At 51.1% G+C, this 18,409-nt stretch carries 17 protein-coding genes; 13 read left to right on the top strand and 4 right to left on the bottom strand.

All coding sequences use genetic code 11. The features are described 5' to 3' along the window. Positions 1–173: 173 nt before the first annotated feature. The 3 genes from N6G83_RS25635 to N6G83_RS25625 form a co-directional block, all read right to left on the bottom strand. Positions 174–785 (bottom strand): LuxR C-terminal-related transcriptional regulator, encoded by a 612-nt coding sequence (locus N6G83_RS25635; protein ID WP_074028083.1) that lies wholly within the window; start codon positions 783–785, stop codon positions 174–176. A gap of 629 nt (positions 786–1,414) precedes the next feature. Continuing rightward, positions 1,415–1,738, bottom strand: coding sequence for a cupin domain-containing protein (locus N6G83_RS25630; protein ID WP_021806015.1), 324 nt, complete (start codon positions 1,736–1,738; stop codon positions 1,415–1,417). Positions 1,739–1,764: 26 nt separating this feature from the next. Next, positions 1,765–2,931, bottom strand: a complete 1,167-nt coding sequence (locus N6G83_RS25625) for an oligogalacturonate lyase family protein (protein WP_211135531.1) — start codon at positions 2,929–2,931, stop codon at positions 1,765–1,767. Between the two features lie 431 nt (positions 2,932–3,362). Between N6G83_RS25625 and N6G83_RS25620 the strand changes: the two genes are divergently transcribed. The 11 genes from N6G83_RS25620 (at position 3,363) to N6G83_RS25570 (ending at position 16,134) form a co-directional block, all read left to right on the top strand. Next, positions 3,363–4,928 (top strand): MFS transporter, encoded by a 1,566-nt coding sequence (locus N6G83_RS25620; protein ID WP_211135530.1) that lies wholly within the window; start codon positions 3,363–3,365, stop codon positions 4,926–4,928. An 88-nt stretch (positions 4,929–5,016) separates the two neighbouring features. Continuing rightward, a complete protein-coding gene (locus N6G83_RS25615) occupies positions 5,017–7,080 on the top strand; it encodes a right-handed parallel beta-helix repeat-containing protein (protein ID WP_211135529.1) in 2,064 nt (687 codons plus the stop codon). A gap of 284 nt (positions 7,081–7,364) precedes the next feature. Further along, complete coding sequence (gene kduD, locus N6G83_RS25610; protein ID WP_065683085.1) at positions 7,365–8,126, top strand: 2-dehydro-3-deoxy-D-gluconate 5-dehydrogenase KduD; 762 nt, start codon at positions 7,365–7,367, stop codon at positions 8,124–8,126. A 45-nt stretch (positions 8,127–8,171) separates the two neighbouring features. Then, positions 8,172–8,816 carry an RpiB/LacA/LacB family sugar-phosphate isomerase gene (locus tag N6G83_RS25605; RefSeq protein ID WP_021178550.1) on the top strand — a complete coding sequence of 215 codons (645 nt, stop codon included), beginning with the start codon at positions 8,172–8,174 and terminating at the stop codon, positions 8,814–8,816. 103 nt (positions 8,817–8,919) lie between these two features. Continuing rightward, positions 8,920–9,471 carry a phosphodiesterase gene (yfcE, locus tag N6G83_RS25600; protein WP_024530674.1) on the top strand — a complete coding sequence of 184 codons (552 nt, stop codon included), beginning with the start codon at positions 8,920–8,922 and terminating at the stop codon, positions 9,469–9,471. Positions 9,472–9,602: 131 nt separating this feature from the next. Continuing rightward, complete coding sequence (gene yfcD / locus N6G83_RS25595; RefSeq protein ID WP_199062433.1) at positions 9,603–10,178, top strand: NUDIX hydrolase YfcD; 576 nt, start codon at positions 9,603–9,605, stop codon at positions 10,176–10,178. Between the two features lie 682 nt (positions 10,179–10,860). Continuing rightward, a complete protein-coding gene (locus N6G83_RS25590; RefSeq protein ID WP_024530676.1) occupies positions 10,861–11,751 on the top strand; it encodes a carbohydrate ABC transporter permease in 891 nt (296 codons plus the stop codon). Next, positions 11,744–12,658: a carbohydrate ABC transporter permease gene (locus tag N6G83_RS25585; RefSeq protein WP_024485192.1), complete on the top strand. Its 915-nt coding sequence runs from the start codon at positions 11,744–11,746 to the stop codon at positions 12,656–12,658. The genes N6G83_RS25590 and N6G83_RS25585 overlap by 8 nt, the downstream gene beginning before the upstream one ends. Positions 12,659–12,671: 13 nt before the next feature. Continuing rightward, positions 12,672–13,799: an ABC transporter ATP-binding protein gene (locus N6G83_RS25580; RefSeq protein WP_024530677.1), complete on the top strand. Its 1,128-nt coding sequence runs from the start codon at positions 12,672–12,674 to the stop codon at positions 13,797–13,799. A 15-nt stretch (positions 13,800–13,814) separates the two neighbouring features. Further along, positions 13,815–15,104: an ABC transporter substrate-binding protein gene (locus tag N6G83_RS25575; protein ID WP_024530678.1), complete on the top strand. Its 1,290-nt coding sequence runs from the start codon at positions 13,815–13,817 to the stop codon at positions 15,102–15,104. Between the two features lie 337 nt (positions 15,105–15,441). After that, positions 15,442–16,134 carry an oligogalacturonate-specific porin KdgM family protein gene (locus N6G83_RS25570; RefSeq protein WP_024530679.1) on the top strand — a complete coding sequence of 231 codons (693 nt, stop codon included), beginning with the start codon at positions 15,442–15,444 and terminating at the stop codon, positions 16,132–16,134. Between the two features lie 57 nt (positions 16,135–16,191). Here the strand turns inward: N6G83_RS25570 and N6G83_RS25565 are convergent, their stop codons facing one another. Beyond that, entirely contained in the window at positions 16,192–17,211 is a 1,020-nt protein-coding gene (locus N6G83_RS25565) for a LacI family DNA-binding transcriptional regulator (protein ID WP_211135528.1), read from the bottom strand. A gap of 375 nt (positions 17,212–17,586) precedes the next feature. Between N6G83_RS25565 and N6G83_RS25560 the strand changes: the two genes are divergently transcribed. Both N6G83_RS25560 and N6G83_RS25555 read left to right on the top strand, forming a co-directional pair. After that, positions 17,587–18,030: a PTS sugar transporter subunit IIA gene (locus N6G83_RS25560; RefSeq protein ID WP_024530681.1), complete on the top strand. Its 444-nt coding sequence runs from the start codon at positions 17,587–17,589 to the stop codon at positions 18,028–18,030. A 97-nt stretch (positions 18,031–18,127) separates the two neighbouring features. Then, the gene (locus N6G83_RS25555) at positions 18,128–18,409 is read left to right on the top strand and encodes a PTS sugar transporter subunit IIB (protein WP_024530682.1); all 282 of its coding nucleotides are present in this window, start codon (positions 18,128–18,130) and stop codon (positions 18,407–18,409) included.

The following is an 18,409-nucleotide window of genomic DNA, read 5'->3' as shown; positions in this document are numbered from 1 at the left end:
AGACTTTCAGATCTGGTTGGGCATAGAAGTCACAAGGGGTTCAGTTAAAGATGGATGCCGAGACAGCCTATATGATCTCGTGATGTTGGCTCCCGGCTTTCGTCGTGGCGGAGTACCCCGAACAAGGTGAAACCGCCGCCGATAAAGGGGGAACCAACCTGGCGAACAGGCCGTTATGCGTATGCATCCAACGTTCTTTTGCTACAAATCTTTTTCATCGCCCGGTTTTTATAGCAGTTGATGGTTTTTAGCCTGAGCTTGAGCTTTTTGGCGATCTCATAAGGCTGTGCACCGCTGTAGATTTCGTTGATGACGATCAGCTCTCGGCCGGTCAGATACTGCCGGCTTGTGGCTTCCTCTTCCTCGGCATCAAACTCATCCTGCACCGTTTGGCGAGGGGATATCGCTAGCAAGATATCCTCTACGCAGGCATTTTTATCCAGAGTGATAAAATGGTTGTACATATCCGGGTTGGTCAGGCACAGGCTGTTTTCATACATCAAGATGATCCTGGCCTCCAGCGTGCCCTGCTCAAGGGCGGCATAGAGCGCGTAACAGGCGCCGTAATAATTAATAAAGCCGCAACTGCAATCCAAAATCAGAAAATCACAGGCGCTATTTTTCAGCTTCGGCAGCGTGTGAGCCTCAAATGTCTCTTTCTCGAAGGGTAATTCATGCAACGCTATTTTATTGTGGGGCAAGGTTTCACCGTGCCTAAGCAGCGCGTGTAAGCCAGCGGAGAAATAGCGGTCATTACTCACCGTGTAGATATGAATATCAGGCATAGTTGATCATCCTAATCAGTAATAATCCTATCTGGTGCGCGGGTTGGCGGATGAGCCGCAATCTTGTCGATGGCGTGCACGGTTTTTTGCCGACTTTCTGAAAATCAGGATGAGTTTCTTGCTGCACATCCAACAGCAGCCCGCCCCCTCAACATAGGGAGGAACGTTCCCTGTCAGCTCTATGGAAATATCACAATGTGGGCAATAGGCGACATACTCGCAGTAAGCCATGATATTTACTCATTCCATTGATTTATATTGAAAATTTATATTACATAGGATAGCAGAGATGTTTTTAATGATCAATAAAATAGATCGATATTACAAAAACAATTGATTTTATCGATAAGTTACTAATTATTTCAATGAAATCAAAAGATAAGAACAATCCTTAACTTATCGGTCAATTACTGAGAATGACTCATATATATTCATTGAATGTATGTGTGAGTGTTTAATTGTTTGAAATATGAATTATTGATATTTCTCGTCTGTGGTCGGTTTGGCGGCAGGCATATTGATGGTGTGGGCAAGGGGAACAGGGCAATTTTATGCAAGAGGAGGGGGGGAATTGCTACAGCTTATTGGGGGTCAAATGCTCCCGGCATGATGGCCGGGAGCACATGAGATTACTTCAGGAAATCTTCACGCTGTGGAGTGAAGGTATCCAGTAAGGTTCCGGCCTCCAGGCAGACGCAGCCATGCACCACGTCGGGTTTTTTGTACAAGGTATCTCCGGCAGCCACTTCCTTGGTGACGCCATCGATGGTGAAGCTGAAGCGGCCGGAAAGTACGTAGGTCAGTTGCTCGTGCGGGTGGCTGTGCAACGGGCCGACAGCACCTTGGCTAAAGTTGACCTCCACCGCCATCATGGTGCCGCCATGGGCGAGAATACGGCGTGTCACGCCGTTCCCTAAATCTTCTAACGCACAATCCTGTTTGTAGATAAACATGGTTGTTCCTCAATCAAATAGTGCCATCAAGCAAAGAGATCTTCCGGCAAGCGGGCTAGATACAGCGCAGGTTCACCCTCAAAATCGGAGGTGAAGAGCACTTGCCGGTTGTCCGGGGTAAAGGATGGGTGCGGATGCGTTACCTGACGGTCGCCATTCAGCACGCGCCATGAGCTGTTATGCGCGGCCAGGCGTGCCTGACGTTTTTGTTTGGCGTCGAACACGTAAAGCCACGGGTCGTTCTCAATGGTGTAGCCTTGAGAATCCTTGATATCGACCGGCGTAGCCGAACCGTCACCCACTAACAGGCTGCCGTCGTAGTTGCTCATCAGGTGCGAACAGGCTGGCATGGTCATCACGATCTCGTCCTGCCCGGTTTGTGGATCGTAACGGCAGATGTTGCGCTCTTGCTGGCCTTTCAAATAAGAGACGTACATCAGGGCCGAACCGTCCGGCACCCAGAATTCGTGGGTGCAGCTTTCGCCTGGGGCATGAGTTTTTACCTTGCGCATATTGCTGCCGTCTTCGTTGATCAGCCACATGCGGGCATCTACCAGATCGTGCGGCCCTTCGTGGCAGAAGGCGACGCAGTCGCTATGGTATGGGCGATAGATTGGGTGGCCCAGCCAGAGGCGGTCTTCATAGATCACACGTGATTCACCGCTGGCCAAATCGACACGCAGCAGGCGGCAATGCGGGTTTTTGGTGAAGAAGCTGTGGAAAATTTTCCAGTCGGTCAGCGGTTGCCAATCCTGGCGATCAATTTCGATGCCCACCAGGCTGGTGCATTCACTGTTGGCAACCCAGGTACCGTAGCCAACCCACTCTTCAGGCACTCGATACACGGTTTGTTCATTGCAGTTGCTCAGTTCTACCCGGCGCAACTCACGCTCATTCTTCACGTAATACAGGAAACGATCGTCCGGGGATAAAAAACCGCCGAAGGTATTGTCGCCCGGGCCTTCGGTCAGTTGCACCGCTTGCTGCAGTTGCAGATCCAGCAGGTAGTAGTTGCGGTTACCGTCAAACTCACCAGCAAACAACAGTTTACTGCCGTCGTTGGTGAAACATTTCTGGTAGAAATAATTGCGGTGGCACAGCACTTCAGGCGGTGTCAGGCGAGTGAGTTGTGCGCCGGTACCGGCATCGGTTGTACGATGGAAATTGAACTGGTGGATTGAACCTTTAGCCACGATGGCCTCCCTTAACCTTATCGATAAACCGCCGCTGTTCGGGCGATCATTTAATTAAATAAAACATTGTTTCATAAATTTAGAAAAATGATATCAAAGTGACGAATTAGGCCAACCCGAACGGTTGATTTATGAGAGCTGCATCGCATAAATCGTTGCGCTTTGCCCGATTGATGGCGGATCGCGGTTTTGCTCATAGCCAACCAGCATGACGCCGTTGCATGCTCGCCATTATAGAAAGATAACGCATGGGCAATCCCTGATGCTGGGGCTGCGGCCAGATGCTGCCCGCGTTTTAAAAATGGCTAAATGATATCCCCTTATTTTTTATGTGACTTTCATCACAACATTATAACTCGCCTAAAAGTATAAAACGTTATTCCTGTAAAAATGAAATTGCAGTTCATTATTTTTGTTTGCGAGAAGAAACGATGACAACTAATGGTATTAACGCTCTGGGTAAGGGAAGAACGGTCAGGCTCGGGCATCAGCTGGCTTATGGCGGGGGGAACCTGCTGGGCAGCGGCGCGCTGGCAATCAGCGGTGCCTGGCTGCTCTATTTTTACACCACGTTCTGTGGGCTGACGCTGCTGGAGGCGTCATTCATCTTCTCGGTTGCGAGCGTCATCGATGCTATCAGCAACCCGGTGATGGGCTATCTGACCGATAACTTTGGCAATACCTGGCTCGGTAAGCGCTTTGGTCGGCGCCGTTTCTTCTTGCTGATCGGTGCGCCATTGATGGTCTTTTACCCGCTGCTGTGGGTTGAGGGCTTTGGTTTTTGGTACTACCTCGCCACCTACGTCATTTTCGAACTGATTTATACCTCGGTAATGGTGCCTTACGAGACGCTGGCGACCGAAATGACCGATGATTTCGCCATGCGCTCCAAGCTGACCGGCTATAAAGCGATTTTTGGCAAGATGGCCAACTTTCTGGCGGCGTTTATTCCTGGGCAATTTATTCTGCTCTACGGCAAAGAGTCGGCCCAGCCTTTTCTGTATACCGGTATCACCTATGGGGTGATCCTGTTTGTTGCCATCACCGTGCTGTATCTGTTCTCCTGGGAACGCAAGGATGAAGCGATAGCGGAGGTTAAGCATAAGAAATCGTTGCTCAAAACGTTGGCTTCATTGGCGCGGGATATGCAATCGACCTTCTACCTGCGGGTATTTCGCAAGCATCTGGGCATGTATCTGTTCGGCTTTGGTGCGGAATGGCTGTTTGCCTCGGTATTCACCTATTTCGTGATCTTCGTGCTGCAATACGATCCCGCCATTCTGGCCGGATTGAACAGCCTGAATGCCATCTTACAGCTGATATCGACCGCCATCTTTATTGGTCTGTGCGTGAAAAAAGGCTTCAGTAAACCTTATTCCTGGGCGCTCGGTATCGTGATGTTTGCGGTCTGTTGCTATTCCCTGCTGCACTTCTTTAACTTGCCTGCGCATATTGCCACTGCTGCCATCATCGGCATCACCGTGATCTTCGGCCTGGGCACCGGCGGCGTGTATTACATTCCCTGGACGGTATATACCTTCCTGGCGGACGTGGATGAGGTCTTTACCGGTCGCCGTCGCGAAGGGATCTATGCTGGGGCGATGACCTTCTCCGGCAAGATTATGCGTTCGATTATCGTCTTCACCATGGGGGCGATCCTCAGTTACTACGGCTTCCAGTCCAAGTCTCATACTCAGCCGGAAACCGCCATTACCGCGATCTCCTGGGTGTTCTTTGCTGGTGTGATCTTGTTGGCGCTGATGGCGATTGTCTTTAGTAGCCAGATGACGCTTAACCGCCAAACTCACCAGGTGGTGCTGTACGAAGTGGCCCGCATCAAGGCTGGCGGCAAGATCGGCGATATCAAACCCGACGTTCGCCTGGTCATCGAGAAACTGGTGGGGCTGCCCTACGAACAGTGCTGGGGCAACAGCAAGATCTGCCAGAAGATGAATATCACTCCTGAAGTTTCTGCCCCTGTGTATAAACCGGCCTAACCGGCCTGATCTCACCAAAACCCAGTAACAGGATCTTCTCGCCAACATGGCGGGGGGATCCCTACCTATTAAAAACAAGGAAAGGGAAATGAAGATCGTACCTCTGTCGTTATTAATTGCTCTGGCCAGCGTGTGTCATCACGGTGTCGCCGCACCGCTGCCTGCCGCTAATGAACTGGTTTGGCAGGCCGTCGCTTTTGGCCAGTCAACGGATGTCAACTTTGCCACCAACGTGCTGCCGGAAAAAGTGGGCACCAATCAGGTGACGATGGCCAACGGTAAGCCGATGCTGGCCGGGCCGCTGAAAATGCCGTTCCACGTTGAAAGCCGTGGGGGCAAAATCGGCAATAGTCATGATGGCCTGACCTTCTACTACACGCGCGTTCCTGCCAATGCCAATGTGGTTCTGGAGGCGGAGGTGACGGTCGATCAGTTTGGCCCGGAAAATATGGCTCTGCCCGCCGGGCAGGAGGGGGCGGGATTGCTGATCCGCGATATCCTCGGCAAACCAAGGTTGGAGAAGATCCAGCAGGGTTATGAGGAGTTTCCGGCGGCATCCAACATGGTGATGAATGCCATCATGACGCAGGATAAAAAGGATCATCAGCGGGTCAAAATGACGCTGATTTCCCGCAATGGCGTGCTCAACTCCTGGGGCAACGCGGGTGTCGAGATCAAACGTGAGAGCTATCAGCCCGAGGTCGATCTGCAAAAAACGCCAAGCTTCCGGCTGCGTCTGGCTCGCACGGATCAGGGGTTTACCGCGGCCTACGCCCCGCTAGGTAGCGACAATTGGGTCAGTAAAACGACCAACGATCCGCACCGCGTCACCAAGCTGGATCCTGAAGGTTACTACGTGGGCTTCTTTGCTTCACGTAACGCACGCATTACCGTCACACAGGCCAGCCTGACGCTCAGCGAAAGTCAGCTTCCGGCGGCACAAGAGTTCGCGGTTAAAGCGATGCCGCTGCAGATCGAGATCGGTTCTGCGCCAATATCCGCCACGGAGGATTACGTCTTCCAGCTCCGCAGTAATGAGAGTGGCACTCTGTCGCTAAGCCAGGACGGCGTGGTCATTGCCGCAGAGCGTAAGGTACCTGCTGGGGAGATGCTGGCGGTGAAGGTTGTGTTGAAGAAGGCCGAAACCGCGCTGGATTACCGTTTCACCACGGTAAAAGGCAACGCTCAGAGTGACAAGTTGCTGGTGCGCAAAGCGCGCTATGCCGACGCCGCTAATCTGTATGCTGCGCCACAGGGCAAAGCCGAAAATGATGGCAGCCAGCAGCACCCGCTGGATTTTGCCACCGCCGTGCAATCATTAATGCCGGGCGGCACGCTTTGGCTGGCGGCGGGGGATTATCCCTTGGCTGTCATACCTGCCGTAGCCAGTGGCACTGCCAAGCATGCCAAAAAGCTCCGGCCGCTTGGGGATGAAGTGGTGCTGCACGGGATGGAACTGGAAGCCAGCCATTGGGATATTCAGGGCATCACGGTAACGGAAAAAAGCCTGCGTATTACGGGCAGCCATAACCACCTTGATCGGGTGGTGGCACACCATGCGGATGATACCGGAATTGTCATTTCCTCCCCGGCCAACGCCGATCGACCACTATGGGCCAGCCACAACCTGATCACCCATTCCGAATCATACGCCAACAAGGATCCAGGTCTGATCAATGCGGATGGGTTTGCCGTCAAAATGCGTGTGGGTGAGGGAAATCGGCTAGTCGCCTGCTTCTCCCATGACAACGTAGATGACGGTTTTGATCTGTTTAACAAGATTGAGGATGGCCCGAACGGTAAGGTGATCATTGAGAACAGCGTCGCGCTGCGCAATGTCAATAATGGTTTCAAACTGGGGGGAGAAGGGTTGCCAGTGGCCCATCAGGTGACTAACAGCCTCGCCATTGAAAACGGCATGGATGGGTTTACCGACAACTTCAACCCTGGCGCACTGCAAGTGACCAACAATATGGCGATTGATAACCAGAGGTTTAACTACATTTTCCGCCCGGGCCCATATACCACGCAGGATAAGCAGGGTGTATTCAGCGGCAACGTCTCGCTGCGCAGCAAGCCGGGAGAATATGCCGATGCGGTGGTGGGGAACATCGCCGACAACAATGCCTTTATGTTATCAGCAGTGAAATGACCCTCTTTAGAGACGCCGTATGTGATGAACCTGCGGCGTCGTCTTTTCCCTGGTGAAAACGGCACACATCACACAATCAAAAATTACTTTCATTTAAATTAAAACATTGTTTCAATTTTATTGATCACGTCAGGGATAAGCGTTAGACTTGCGCCATCATGATGACAGGGGCGGGCAATATCGCTCCCCCTGTATGGCAGCAAGCTGCGGACACTGGCGGGATTGCAACGCTATCCCCACTTTTGACAAGGGCCGCTGATGCCCTGAGTACTAAGGACAAGAGCATGATTCTCGATAATTTTTCATTACAGGGTAAAGTGGCGATTGTGACCGGTTGTGACACCGGGTTGGGACAGGGGATGGCCATAGGGCTGGCTCAAGCGGGTTGTGATATCGTTGGCGTTAACGTGGTTGAGCCGGAAGAAACCATCGCCAAAGTCACCGCGCTGGGGCGTCGTTTCTTGAGCCTGAAAGCCGACCTGAGCAAACTGGAAGTGCTGCCTGAGCTGCTGGAGCGCGCGGTGGCCGAATTCGGCCATATTGATATTCTGGTTAATAACGCGGGCATCATTCGCCGCCAGGATGCGCTGCAGTTTAGCGAAAAAGATTGGGATGACGTGATGAACCTGAACATCAAGACGGTGTTCTTCATGTCTCAGGCGGTGGCCCGCCAGTTTATTGCCCAAGGCACCGGCGGCAAGATCATCAATATCGCCTCCATGCTGTCTTACCAAGGCGGCATCCGTGTGCCGTCTTATACCGCGTCCAAGAGCGCCGTGATGGGGGTTACCCGTCTGTTGGCCAACGAATGGGCCAGCCACGGTATCAACGTGAACGCGTTGGCTCCTGGCTATATGGCGACGAACAATACTCGCCAACTGCGCGACGATCAGGCTCGTAGTGAGGAAATCCTCGAGCGTATCCCGGCTGGCCGTTGGGGCCTGCCAGAAGATCTGATGGGGCCGGTGGTATTCCTGGCGTCACCAGCGTCGGATTACATCAATGGCTACACCGTAGCGGTAGATGGCGGCTGGTTGGCTCGCTAACCAGACAAAGAATAACCGATTGATTTTATTTGCGGAGAGCGAAAGATGAATATTGCACTGATGATGGAAAACAGCCAGGCGGGTAAAAATGCGCTGGTTCTCGAACAATTGCAGGCGGTTGCGGCTGGCAATCATGATGCGGTGTTCAACGTGGGTATGAGCGATGAGCAGGATCACCATCTGACCTATATCCATTTAGGGATTATGGCCAGCATTCTGTTGAACGCCGAAGCGGTCGACTTTGTGGTCACCGGCTGCGGTACCGGGCAGGGCGCCTTGATGTCACTGAACATTCATCCTGGCGTAGTGTGCGGCTATTGTATCGATCCTGCGGATGCTTTCCTGTTCGCTCAGATCAACAACGGTAATGCGCTGTCTCTGCCGTTTGCCAAAGGCTTTGGCTGGGGTGCAGAGTTGAACGTGCGCTATATCTTTGAGAAGGCCTTTACCGGGCGTAAAGGTGAAGGTTATCCGGTAGAACGTAAGGAACCTCAGGTTCGTAACGCCGGTATCCTCAATCAGGTTAAGCAGGCAGTGATCAAAGACAACTACCTTGATACGCTGCGTGCCATCGATCCAGAGCTGGTGAAGACCGCCGTTAGCGGCCCTCGCTTCCAGGAATGCCTGTTCTCCAACGGCAAAAAGCCGGAGATTGTGGCGTTTGTCAAAGAACTGCTGGCCCGCGCCTGATGTTCTTCAGGTGGCCGAATATCGGCCACCTGTTTTACCCACCGCTTGTTGTCTACCCCAGCTACGTTAAAATGGTTTCATATTCCGTGTTAAAGGAAAGATTATGAAGCTGATGTTCGCCTCGGACCTGCATGGTTCACTCTCCGCCACCGACAAAATCCTCGAATTGTTTGCTCAAAGCCAGGCCGATTGGTTGATACTGTTGGGGGATTTGCTTAATCACGGTCCGCGTAACGCCTTGCCAGATAATTATCAGCCCGCGCAGGTGGCCGAACGATTGAATCACGTTAGTGACAAGATCGTTGCCGTTCGCGGTAATTGCGACAGTGAAGTCGATCAGATGCTGCTTTCCTTCCCGATGATGGCCCCTTACCAACAGGTGCTATTAGCCAAAAGACGATTGTTTTTAACCCACGGGCACCTTTATCATCCCAACACATTACCGCCTTTAACGCGCGGAGACGTGCTGGTGTATGGCCATACGCATTTGCCCCAGGCACAAAGGCAAGGGGATATCTACTGCTTTAATCCGGGCTCGGTCAGCATCCCGAAAGGGGGTTTTCCAGCCAGCTATGGCATACTGGCAGACGACGTCTTGAGCGTGCTCGAGTTGCACAACGGCAAGGTTGTTGCAGAGGTGGCGTTAACGCACTAATTTTATAGACCCGATAGCTCGAAAATGGCAGCCAGGGTTGTTCCTTGGCAGAGCTGGGACACATACCAAAAATAATTGAAGCATAACCCGTGCGCGGCATGCATCGCGCCCAAAAAAGAAGGTTTTACAGGATGGCGGAACAGGATCAGGCTGCAGATACCGAGTGGGTTGATATCGTCAACGAGCAAAACGAAGTGATTGCTCAGTCCAGTCGTCAACAGATGCGTGCCCAACGGCTGCGTCATCGTGCGACCTATATTGTGGTGCATGATGGCATGGGGAAAATTCTGGTGCAGCGGCGCACTGACACCAAAGATTTTTACCCGGGTTGGATGGATGCCACCGCAGGGGGCGTGGTACAAAGCGGGGAAAACGTGTTGGACTCTGCCCGCCGTGAGGCGGAAGAAGAGCTGGGTATTGCCGGGATCCCGTTTGCCGAACATGGCCTGTTCTACTTTGAAGAGGAACAGTGCCGTATTTGGGGGGCGTTATTTAGCTGCGTCGCCAATGGCCCGTTTGCCCTGCAGGAAGAAGAAGTGGCTGAAGTGAGCTGGTTGACGCCAGAGGAGATCACCGCCCGCTGCGACGAGTTCACCCCCGATTCGCTGAAGGCATTATCTCTGTGGCTGACGCGTAATAACGGCCAGGATCACGGTAAGCCGCTGCCGCGCGAAAGCAGAGCCAGCTCTGGCGAGGAAGACGCCTGATTTAACGCACGGCCTTGCTTGCTATCCATAGAGTAGCAAGGCCGTCTATTCTTCTCCCTCCCAGTTAGGCTCTCGCCCCTTGCCAATCACCTTAAATCACAAATGTAACCATCAATGACGACGTTCATACTTCCCTTCTCGACTCAAATCCGCTGATTCTACCTACCTACAATTGACTAACCGATCTCATCAACATTGCTATCCTTGTCGCTACAAATCCGTCAAGAAAAAATATCCTTATTTTTCATTGCCTTGTGCTGGCTTCGGTGCGTGGTTTTGATAATTTTTGTTTTTAAATAAAAAAATCAAAACAACGTTTCTACTTTGGTCACACTTTTGCCATCCGCTGAATGACGTTGGAAAAATTTCAGATATAATAATTTGAAATAGTGTTTCAGTTTGTTGGTTGGTCGATGACAGGATCATCTGGGAGACCGGAAAATGGAATTATCCTACTGTAGCAAGCAACCCGAAAGCATAGTGACAATGCGAACATTGGCCGCAGATCACTGGCTGAGATTGACCAGCGATCGCCTGAAAAAATTTATCGATTTATCACGACGGGGAGGATGCTGAACCTGGGCAGACTGCCTGGCTTGTCATTTCTAATGTTTAATCGTACTTAAATTTTACTTAACTAATTTCATTTCTTTTTCTATTTAAATGGCTATGGGTAACAACCATGAATGAAAACAGAATGCTGGGGTTAGCCTATATATCACCTTATATAATAGGGTTGATCATATTTACGGCGTTCCCCTTTGTGTCATCATTCTTGCTGAGCTTTACGGAATATGACCTGATGAATCCCCCGGTGTTTAACGGGGTAGAAAACTATCGTTATATGCTGATGGAAGACCATCTTTTTTGGAAATCGATGGGCGTCACCTTTGCATATGTGTTTCTGACCATCCCGTTAAAATTGGCCTTTGCGTTAGGTATCGCTTTTGTTCTTAATTTCAAACTACGCGGCATCGGCTTTTTCCGTACCGCATATTACGTTCCTTCTATTCTGGGCAGCAGCGTGGCTATCGCCGTGCTATGGCGTGCTTTGTTTGCCATCGACGGGCTGCTAAACAGCTTTATCGGTGTCTTTGGGATGGATCCGGTCAACTGGTTGGGAGAGCCTTCACTGGCATTAATGTCGGTCACGTTGCTGCGTGTATGGCAGTTCGGCTCTGCGATGGTGATCTTCCTGGCGGCGCTGCAAAACGTGCCACAGTCACAATATGAAGCGGCCATGATTGATGGTGCTTCCAAGTGGCAGATGTTTATGAAGGTCACGGTACCGCTGATCACGCCGGTGATTTTCTTCAACTTTATTATGCAGACCACGCAGGCGTTCCAGGAGTTTACGGCTCCGTATGTGATTACCGGGGGCGGGCCAACCCATTACACCTATCTGTTCTCACTGTATATCTACGATACCGCCTTTAAATATTTTGATATGGGTTACGGTGCCGCATTGGCGTGGATCCTGTTCCTGGTTGTGGCCCTGTTCGCCTCAATCGCCTTTAAATCATCGAAGTATTGGGTCTTCTACTCGGCAGATAAGGGTGGCAAAAATGGCTGACATGCAACAGAACCAACTACCCATGTCCAGCGCGCAGGAAATCGCTGAGCGTGAAGTTCAGCGCACATTGCGCCGGGAAAAAATCAGCGCCGCTATTCGTTACGTCGTGCTGCTGCTGGTGGGATTGTTGATGCTGTATCCGCTGGTGTGGATGTTCTCGGCATCGTTTAAACCCAATCAGGAGATCTTCACTACCCTGGGCCTGTGGCCAGACAATGCGACCTCGGATGGTTTCGTCAACGGTTGGAAAACCGGCACGGAATATAACTTTGGTCATTACATGCTTAACACCTTTAAATTTGTGATCCCCAAGGTGTTATTAACCATTATCTCTTCGACCATTGTGGCCTACGGCTTTGCCCGCTTTGAGATCCCGTGGAAGAAATTCTGGTTTGCCACGCTGATCACCACCATGTTGCTGCCAAGCACGGTGTTATTGATCCCGCAATACATCATGTTCCGTGAAATGGGCATGTTGGACAGCTATCTGCCGCTCTATTTACCGCTGGCATTTGCGACCCAAGGGTTCTTCGTCTTTATGTTGATCCAGTTCCTGCGCGGTGTGCCACGGGATATGGAAGAGGCGGCCCAGATTGATGGTTGCAACTCGTTCCAGGTGCTGTGGTATGTGGTGGTGCCGATCCTGAAACCGGCGATTATCTCCGTCGCCCTGTTCCAGTTTATGTGGTCGATGAATGACTTTATTGGCCCGTTGATCTACGTCTACAGCGTCGATAAGTACCCGATTGCGCTGGCGTTGAAAATGTCTATCGACGTGACAGAAGGTGCGCCGTGGAACGAAATCCTGGCTATGGCAAGCATCTCTATTCTGCCGTCCATCATCGTGTTCTTCCTGGCCCAACGCTACTTTGTGCAGGGCGTTACCAGCAGCGGAATTAAAGGTTAATTGAGGATCTATCATGGCTGAAGTCATTTTTAACAATCTGCAGAAAGTGTACAGCAACGGTTATAAGGCGGTGCATGGCATCAATCTGACCATTGCCGATGGCGAGTTTATGGTGATTGTCGGCCCTTCCGGCTGTGCCAAATCGACCACGCTGCGGATGCTGGCAGGGCTGGAGACCATCAGCGGCGGCGAAGTGCGCATTGGCGACCGCGTGGTGAATAACCTGGCCCCTAAATCCCGTGGTATTGCCATGGTGTTTCAGAACTATGCGCTGTATCCGCATATGACGGTAAAAGACAATCTGGCGTTTGGTTTGAAGCTGAGCAAGCTGCCTAAAGAGCAGATTGAAGAGCAGGTTAACGAAGCCGCCAAGATCCTGGAGCTGGAAGAACTGTTGGATCGTTTGCCACGCCAACTCTCTGGTGGGCAGGCGCAGCGTGTGGCCGTGGGCCGCGCAATTGTGAAAAAACCAGACGTGTTCCTGTTCGATGAACCGTTGTCTAACCTGGATGCCAAGCTGCGTGCGTCGATGCGTATTCGTATTTCCGACTTGCACAAGCAGCTGAAAAAGAGCGGCAAACCGGCAACCACCGTCTATGTCACCCACGATCAGACCGAAGCCATGACCATGGGCGACCGTATCTGCGTGATGAAGCTGGGCCATATCATGCAGGTGGATACGCCAGATAACCTGTACCACTTCCCGAAAAACATGTTTGTCGCCGGCTTTATCGGGGCGCCAGAAATGAACATCAAGCCGAGCAAGCTGGTAGAGAAGGACGGCAAAATCGGCCTTACTGTCGGTAATTACACCTTGACCCTCAGCCAGTATCAGCAGGATAAGGTCGCCAGCTTTGTCGGGCAGGACGTGTTCTTTGGCGTGCGGCCTGAGTTTGTGTCGATTTCAGAGTCGCCGTTTGAGGGCAACCACTCCGAAGGAGAACTGGTCCGCGTCGAGAATATGGGCCATGAGTTCTTTGTTTACCTGAAGGTGAATGATTTTGAACTGACCTGCCGTATTCCTTCCGATGACGTTAAACCGATCCTGAAAAATGGGCTGCATCGTCCGGTTTACTTCAAATTCGATATGGATAAATGCCACATTTTTGATGCGAAAACAGAAAAGAATATTTCTCTTTAACAGGAGTAGTAAATAATGAAAAAAATAGTCTTACGTACTCTGGTAGCCTCGTCCATGGCGATATTTGCCCATCAGGCTTTTGCCGCTGAACAGGTTGACTTACGTATGTCCTGGTGGGGAGGCAATGGCCGCCATCAGGTTACGTTGAAAGCGATTGAAGCGTTCGAGAAGCAGAACCCGAATATCAAGGTGAAATCGGAATACACCGGCTGGGACGGTCACCTTTCACGTCTGACCACCCAGATTGCCGGGGGCACCGAGCCGGACGTGATGCAAACCAACTGGAACTGGCTGCCGATCTTTTCAAAAACCGGCACCGGGTTCTATGACCTGAACAAGGTGAGTGAGTATCTGGATCTGACCCAGTTTGATCCCAAAGAGCTGCAAACTACCACGATTGACGGCAAGCTGAACGGCATTCCGATTTCAGTGACCGCGCGCGTTTTCTATTATAACGATGTCACCTGGAAAGACGCGGGCGTGCAATATCCCAATAACTGGGATGAGTTGCTCGCCGCCGGTAAAACTTTCAACGAAAAACTGGGCGAGAAATATTATCCGGTGGTGTTAGAGCATCAGGATACCTTTGCCTTGTTGCGCTCGTATATGATCCAAAAATATAACGTTGATATTATCGACGAGTCTAAGAAAAAGTTTGCTTACAGCGAAGCGCAATGGGTCGACTTTTTCCAGATGTATAAAGACATGGTGGATAGCCACGTCATGCCGTCATCGAAATACTATGCTTCGTTCGGCAAAAGCAATATGTATGAGATGAAACCCTGGATTGCGGGGGAGTGGGGCGGAACCTATATGTGGAACTCCACCATCAACAAATATTCCGACAACCTGAAGGCACCGGCCAAGCTTGAACTGGGGCCATACCCGATGCTGCCAGGAGCCAAGGATGCCGGATTGTTCTTCAAACCGTCGCAAATGTTCTCGATTGGTAAAAGCAGCAAGCATCCAAAAGAAGCGGCAATGTTGATTAACTTCCTGTTAAACAGTAAGGAAGGCGTCGAGGCACTGAAGCTGGAGCGTGGCGTACCGCTGAGCAAAGTGGCCGTCAACCAGTTGCGCGAAAGTGGTGCGATCCAGGATAACGATCCAGCAGTTTCCGGGTTGAAACTGGCGCTGTCACTGCCGCATGCCATCACTGCGTCGCCGTATTTTGATGACCCGCAGATCGTCGTGCTGTTCCAGGATGCCATTCAGAATATCGATTATGGTAAGAAAACGGTTCAGGAAGTCGCGACAGATTTCCAGCGCCAGGGCGACCGTATTCTGAAACGCGCAATGAGATAAGGCTTACTTAAATAGCTGTTAGTTTTAGTGATACAGCTGGGAGCTATGCAGAACGCCGGCCGCCGTGAACCCGTCCTTGGGGGCTCGAATCGCGCATCCATGCGCTCAACGGTCGGCTAACCTGCATAGCGCCCATCTGTCAGAGGCTTAAGGTGGCGCGGTATCACGTACGACTATTTATGTTGGGTAATCTTTATTCATCAAAAAAGATAAAGTTTGTTTTAAGTTAAATGTTCGCTATTTCCATTATTGAGTAATACGTATTTTAAATAACACTATAACCCCCTTAAATAGAGTGGGGATGTCTTTTCTATAATTAATGATAAGGGTAGTAATAATGAAATTTAAATTATTGACTCTGGTGTTAGCCTCTGTAGCAAACTTTAGTGCAATGGCCATGTCGCTCGATTTGCGCCATGAATGGCAGGATACCGGCAAGGGCGATCATAAAAATCGTATGTTGGTCTCGCATCGTTTCGATAACGGCCTGGGATTCTCTCTGGAAGCAAAATGGCGTCAGGATCCTTCAGACTCAACGCCTGATAAACCTTTCCACGAGCAGGTCAGTAATGGGACAGAAGCCGTCGTCAGCTATCAGCATAAATTTGATGCAATCACTCTACAGCCTGGCTTCTCGCTAGAGTCCAACAGTAATAATAACGGCTATCGCCCTTATCTGCGCGCGCAGTATAACTTTACTAAAGACATTTATGTGGCGGGCAGATATCGCTACGAATATAAGCGCACCACCTCAAAAGGTTCAGAGGGGGATGAGAAAACCAACCGTGGTGATTTTTGGTTAGGTTATAACTTCTACAAAGACTGGTCGGCCGAATATAACTACGTGTATAAGAGCAGCAACAAGGTTATTTTTGACGACGGTAAAACCGATTACGAACATAACGTCAAACTGGCTTACAAATGGGATAAAAACTGGAAGCCTTATGTTGAAGTCGGGAACGTGAAGCAAGATAGCAAAAATGATAACCGCCAGACGCGCTACCGTGTTGGGGTCTCTTATAGCTGGTAAGTGTGGTTAAGTTACCGGGAATACCGCCTTATTGGCGGGTTCCCGGTATCGTCATCGTTAACAACTGCTACGACGGCACAGGGTTGAAGGGATCGAACCTTCTGGTTGCCAGGGCTGATCGTTCAAGCGTGCCAACAATGCCTTACCTGCCTGGATACCAATCTCCTTATGCGGCACGGTCATGGTCGTCAGCGGTGGCTGGCAGACCTGGCTGACCTCGCTGTTGCCAAACCCCACGATAGCCAACTGCTCCGGCACCTTGATCCTCCGCCGCTGGCATTCATACAGCGCGCCACAGGCCAGTTCATCAGACGCACAGACCAAGGCATCCAACTCCGGCCAGGTCAGTAAAAACTCCGGCAATTGCTGGGCGCCGAGGCTGAAGCTGGCGGGTTGCGCGGCATTAATCACCCGATGAGGGGACATGTGGTTTTGCAGTAGCGCTTTGTGCCAGCCTTGCAGATGCTGTTGGAAAATCCACTGCTCCTGATTGGCGCACAGCAGGCCAATATTTTGATACCCGCTGGCAATTAAGGTTTGAGTGAGTTGATACATGGCTGCGACGTAATCAATGCCGATATTGATGTCGATCGGGTCGGTGCGGATTGCCCCAATCTCCACCACCGGAATATTGGCGGCGGTTAATGCCTGACGGGTATTTTCAGAATGTTCAATGCTTAACAGCACGGCCGCCGCCAGGTTGTAAGAGAGCAGGGTTTCCAGCAACGTTTCTTCACGCTCGATATGATGTTGGGACTCGGCCAGCATGATCTGGTAACCCGCCGGTTGCAATACCCGCTGTAACCCGGCAAACATATCCGCACAGCCGGACTCGGAAAAACTCGGCACCACCATGGCGATGGTATAAGAAGACGCCGAGGCTAACGAACTGGCCGCCAGGTTGGGGAGGTAACCCAGTTCACTGACCGCCGACTCAATTTTTTCTCTCAGCTTATCTGAAACCTGCTCCGGCGTGCGTAGCGCCCGCGAGACGGTCATGGTGCCCACGCCTGCCAATTGGGCCACGTCGGCCAGGGTAACCCGGCCGGTACTGCGTCGTTTTCTACCGATCGACATTGCTGATCCTGACTGAAATGCGCGCATAACGCATAAATGAGCTCATGGGTTGAAAGCCATTACTGGGCTTCGTGGTTCCCGCTTCTGTACCCATTCTACCCCGTTCCTCAGGTGATCGATAAAAAAACTAAGCCGCCGGGTTTCGTCCCCGATAGTTTTGATAGCGCTATCACAGATCTGGATGATTGATTTTTGGTAGCGCTATCTTTGTGCGTTTAATCACAGTTTAACCCCAGCACGTTGATTAAAGTTTTACCGTCGCCGGGCTATTGCATGACGGCCACGCGCCATCAAACGATCCATAGCCAACAGATTTCGTCCCGTTAGGGGTCGGAAACTCTGGCGGCTTAAGGGAAATACCCATAAGGAGGAGATGTGCTCAACGACTGGCTGAACGCCGACCACATTCAACTGTGCGATCAGGTTAGCGACTGGCAGGAGGCGGTCACGCTTAGCGCCCAGCCGCTGCTGCAGCGCGGAGTGATCACCGCCGATTATCTGACGGCCATATTTCGCCAACATCAGGCGCTGGGGCCCTATTTCGTGTTGGCACCTGGTATCGCGATGCCCCATGCCAGGCCGGAGGAAGGCGCCAAAGCACTCGGTCTTTCACTATTGAAGATAAATCAGGGCGTGCATTTTCAGTCAGAAGATAACGACCCGGTCTTCATCGTGGTGATGCTTTCCGCTCCAGATAGCAGTAGCCACATTGAAATGATCTCGCAGCTGGCCGAGTTATTTTCTGATAGCGAAGCCATGGAGAAACTGTTCCTGGCGCAAACCAAACGGCAAATTGAGGATGTTATCGCCAATTATTAATCTCTAACCGGTTTTACTCGCAACCTTTGATAATACTCAGCATCCGATAGATATCGGGTGACGCTATCCCACACATAAAATTTGGCAGGTAATAATTATGAAAATCATGGCTATTTGTGGCTCAGGATTGGGCAGCAGCTTTATGGTGGAAATGAACATCAAGAAAGTGCTGAAGAAAATGAATATTGAGGCGGAGGTTGAACACTCTGACCTTTCCTCGGCAACGCCGGGGGCGGCAGATATCTTCGTGATGGCAAAAGATATTGCCGCTAGCGCCAGCGTGCCTGCCGACCAGTTGGTGGTGATCAGCAATATTATTGATATTAATGAGCTTGAAGCCAAGCTGCGTGCTTACTTCGCAGCTCACTCCATTATTTAA

The organism is Serratia sp. PL7 (assembly GCF_945957435.1).
Note: the sequence above shows the minus strand (reverse complement) of the source record. Positions and strands in the feature narration are given on the sequence as shown.